This is a genomic window from Aeromonas sp. HMWF015 (assembly GCF_963878965.1).
In the GTDB taxonomy this organism is placed as follows: Bacteria; Pseudomonadota; Gammaproteobacteria; order Enterobacterales; family Aeromonadaceae; genus Aeromonas; species Aeromonas veronii.
Map to the genome: position 1 here is coordinate 1 of NZ_CAWNZT010000128.1, position 2,013 is coordinate 2,013.

At 56.8% G+C, this 2,013-nt stretch carries 2 protein-coding genes; both read left to right on the forward strand.

The window, feature by feature from the left end; all coding sequences use genetic code 11:
- Window positions 1–441: 441 nt before the first annotated feature.
- The gene (rluC, locus tag AACS18_RS06595) at window positions 442–1,386 is read left to right on the forward strand and encodes a 23S rRNA pseudouridine(955/2504/2580) synthase RluC (protein WP_005351815.1); all 945 of its coding nucleotides are present in this window, start codon (window positions 442–444) and stop codon (window positions 1,384–1,386) included.
- Window positions 1,386–2,013: HAD-IA family hydrolase (locus tag AACS18_RS06600; RefSeq protein ID WP_108613972.1), on the forward strand; the 628-nt coding region annotated here is incomplete at its 3' end. The genes rluC and AACS18_RS06600, both read left to right, overlap by 1 nt.

Sequence of the window (2,013 nt, forward strand, 5' to 3'; positions counted from 1 at the left end):
GAGTTGCGTTGATAAGCATTCTTTTCATTGAGTTCTCATTATTGTGTCATTTTGATTTCCTCCATCTGGGTCCTGCCAGCGCCGGCCTCGGGTCTTCAGCATACTGGGGCAACCTCCCGGTTGGGGTATGCATGAGGCGCAAACTAAGGGCGTTCTGGTCATCACTTCTCGAGAAGGAATGAATAAGGATGCCGAAATGGAGACAAATAAACGGTGATGTTTGTGTTCTCCATGCGTTGTACCTCGCACCCGGGAACCGTCATGTTCTTGTATACACGGTGTTTCGGGATTGGGTGGCATACTTTTTGGCCACTTAGTACAAGGCTTGAACACAATGACAAAACCTTGTTTATTATCCCATTTAAACCTCTTTTATAGCAAGGCGCCATTTTTCAACAAACCATGCAGCCAAGGGGCGCTGGCAGTGTTAAAATCTGCGCCATGACACAGATACAACAACAAGTGCAGCTGCTCACCATCGAAGCTGAGCATGACGGGCAGCGCATCGACAATTTTCTCAAGACTCAGCTAAAGGGCGTCCCCAAGAGCCTGATCTATCGCATCCTTCGCAAAGGCGAAGTGCGAGTAAACAAAAAGCGCATCAAACCGGAGTACAAACTCTGCGCAGGTGACGAGGTGCGGGTGCCCCCCGTGCGCGTTGCCGAGAAGAATGAGCTGCCTTCAGCTAACCTCGGGGTTATCCAGCGTCTGGAGAGCCAGATCCTGTTCGAAGACGATGCCATGATCGTGCTGAACAAGCCCTCCGGCATGGCCGTACACGGTGGCAGCGGCCTGAGCTTTGGTGTGATTGAAGGGCTGCGCGCACTGCGTCCGGAAGCCCGCTTCCTCGAACTGGTTCATCGACTGGATCGTGACACCTCTGGGGTATTGCTGGTTGCCAAAAAACGCAGCGCCCTGCGCAGCCTGCATGAACAGTTGCGGGTCAAGACCATGCGCAAGCAGTATCTGGCACTGGTACGCGGCAAGTGGCAAGCTCACGTCAAGGTGGTCAATGCGCCGCTGCGCAAAAACGATTTGCAGTCAGGCGAACGGGTTGTGCGGGTCAGTGCCGATGGCAAGCCCTCCGAAACCCGGTTCCGCATCGTGCGTCAATTTGCAGAAGCGACTCTGGTCGAGTGCAGCCCCATTACTGGTCGTACCCACCAGATCCGCGTGCACACCCTGCATGCCGGTCACCCGATCGCCTGTGACGATAAGTACGGTGAAGCGGCGTTTGACGAGAAAATGCGCAGCCAAGGTCTGAAACGGCTCTTTTTGCATGCCTGGAAGCTCAGCTTCACCCATCCGGCCGATGGTCGCGAAATGCAGGTAGAAGCGCCGCTGGCACCTGAGCTCGACAACTTCCTCAACGGCTTGCCACGCTGATGCAGGATATCCGGCTCGCCATTTTCGATTGGGACGGCACCCTGATGGATTCGGTAGGCCGGATTGTTGCCTGTGTGCAAGGGGCCGCCAGAGATTGTGAGCTGGCGGTACCTGCACCAGCCCAGATCCGGCAGATCATCGGATTGAGCCTCGATGTCGCCATGTCCCGCCTGTTCCCTTTGCGTAGCGACAGTGGCACCGCCATTGATGAGCGCCAGATTGCCATGCTCATCGATCGCTATCGTCATCACTATCTGCACGACACCACCCCCAGCCCGCTGTTTTCTGGGGCAGGGGAGCTGCTGCATGACTGGCAGTCACGGGGGCTGCAACTGGCCGTCGCTACCGGCAAATCGCGCCGTGGGCTGGATCGGGTATTGGATGAGACCGGGCTGCACCCGTTGTTTGTGACCAGTCGTGGGGCCGATGAGGCTCGCTCCAAGCCTGATCCGCTGATGCTTGAGCAGATCCTGGACGAGCTGGGGCTGTCACCCCGGCAGGCCGTCATGATCGGCGACTCTGTTCACGATATGGCGATGGCCGAGGCAATTGCCATGCCGCGCATTGGCGTTACTTGGGGTGTAGATAGTCGGGATGCCCTCAGTCGTCACGGACCTGTGGCGGTGG